The 1,781-nt window shown below is 61.1% G+C and carries 3 protein-coding genes; all 3 read left to right on the top strand.

The window, feature by feature from the left end; all coding sequences use genetic code 11:
• Positions 1 to 27: 27 nt before the first annotated feature.
• Genes OKC30_RS20710 through OKC30_RS20720 form a run of 3 tightly spaced genes read left to right on the top strand, consistent with a single transcriptional unit; the run spans position 28 to position 1,728 of the window.
• Entirely contained in the window at positions 28 to 273 is a 246-nt protein-coding gene (locus tag OKC30_RS20710; protein ID WP_270665441.1) for a hypothetical protein, read from the top strand.
• Positions 274 to 323: 50 nt separating this feature from the next.
• A complete protein-coding gene (locus OKC30_RS20715) occupies positions 324 to 1,466 on the top strand; it encodes a transporter substrate-binding domain-containing protein (protein WP_236729502.1) in 1,143 nt (380 codons plus the stop codon).
• Positions 1,450 to 1,728: a histidine kinase dimerization/phospho-acceptor domain-containing protein gene (locus OKC30_RS20720; RefSeq protein WP_270667013.1), complete on the top strand. Its 279-nt coding sequence runs from the start codon at positions 1,450 to 1,452 to the stop codon at positions 1,726 to 1,728. Before OKC30_RS20715 ends, OKC30_RS20720 begins: the two co-directional genes overlap by 17 nt.
• The last annotated feature ends 53 nt before the right edge of the window (positions 1,729 to 1,781 follow it).

Consider the following 1,781-nt stretch of genomic DNA (forward strand, 5'->3'; position numbering starts at 1 on the left):
AAGATCGGCTCAAACTGAAAAAATGAAATGACTGAGTCAGCCGAGAAGAATTTCCCCGCTTATTCGCACCTTCCCTATCAGAGCAGCATTCAATTATTGAAGCCGCTCTATATCGATACCGCCGGTTTTGCCTTTGCCCTCAATCCCAAGGAGCGGCGACTCAAGATGATCATGGATATCGCGCTGGGGGAGATCCTCGAGGGCAAGCGGGCGGAAGTGGCCAAGCGCTGGAATGGGGGGGCCTCTCCATCGGTGCCAGCAGAATCGACCTGAGCCGCGAGCAATGGGAATGGCTGAGCAAACGGGAGAAGATCCGGATTGCGGTGAACAGCGGCATCCCGCCCCTCAGTTTCTATGACGTCACCGGTACCATGCACGGCGTGGTCGCCGATCTGCTGCAGGTCATGCGAGCCAAGCTGGGGGTGGAGCACGAGGTGGTGCCTGCCAAGACGCCGGAGCAGATGACCCAGTTTCTGGATAGCGGCCAGGTGGATGCGGGGGTGTTGAGCCCTTCTGCCGAGCGCAGGAACCGCTATCTGTTCAGCCGGGCCTTTGTCCTCGATCCCCTCTCCTATGTGGTGGGGCTGCGCCACCGGGAGGTCCCCCCTGCATCGCTGCTCAAGACCGGCACCGTGGCCATGGTCAGAGGCTTTATCTCGACCCAGGCCATCGAGGCGGAATACGGCAAGCTGACGTCGCGGCAGTTCGATACGATTGAAGATGCCATGCGCTGTGTGGCGATGGATGTGTGCGATGTGACCATACTGCCGCTGCGGGTGGCCAAGTACTACGTGAACAGCAAATTCCCCGACAGCCTGATCATCACGGGAGAGCTGTTCGATTCCATCCCCATCGGTGCCGCGTTGGCGGTCACCCCCGCGCATCCCGTACTGCGGGACATTCTGGACAAGGTGATTGCCATCATTCCGCCGGATGAGCTGGAAGGGCTCTCCAACCGCTGGCGGGTCAATGTCAAACAGGAGAGTGTCTCCTGGCAGGAGTTGATTCAGGAGTTCGGGGTCTTTATCGCGTTGATCCTGCTGTTGACCCTCTGGGTTGGCCTGTGGGGGCTGTCCCTGCGCAAGCAGATCCGCGAGCGGCGGCTGGTGGAGGGGGCGCTGAGCACCCAGCTCAAGTTCATCGCCGATCTGGTGGACGGGACACCTCACCCCATCTATGCGCGGGATCTGAACGGGATCCTGGTGCTGTGCAACAGCAGCTATGCCAGCTTCCTTGGCGAGCCCAAGGTCGGTCTGCTCGGCACGGGCCTGGACGACGCGCGCACGCGCTGGCCTTTTCTTGCTCCCCTGCACGGGGATCTGGTGCTTTCCTGTGACAGCCGCCGCGCCCAGGAGGGGGATCACCGTCTGGGCCTGCCGACGGGCGGGGTCGACGTCTATCACTGGGTTCAGCCTTACTACGATCTGGACGGCAATGTGCAGGGGGGGGGTGGGGGGCTGGATTGACGTCAGCGAACGGGTACGCCTGCTCGATGAGCTGGCGGTGGCCAGCCAGGAGGCCCAGGAGGCAAACCGTGCCAAGAGCACCTTCCTCGCGACCATGAGCCACGAGATCCGTACCCCCATGAATGCCATCATCGGCTTGCTGGAATTGGCGCTCAAGCGGGGTCGGCTGCACGAGGAGGATCAGGCCTCCCTCGCCATTGCCCATGGCTCGGCCAGCGATCTGCTGAGCCTCATCGGCGCTCAGAGATCCCCTCATTTTTAGAGACTCAAATAATTCCAAGTGTGCGGGTATATAAGCGGTGTTGCTTCAGGTAG

Origin of the sequence: Aeromonas sp. QDB18, from assembly GCF_027705325.1 — a bacterium.
Taxonomy (GTDB): Bacteria; Pseudomonadota; Gammaproteobacteria; order Enterobacterales; family Aeromonadaceae; genus Aeromonas; species Aeromonas caviae.

Coding starts and splice junctions, on each gene's coding strand:
- OKC30_RS20710 (WP_270665441.1), top strand. CDS start 28: ATGACTGAGTCAGCCGAGAAGAATTTCCCCGCTTATTCGCACCTTCCC.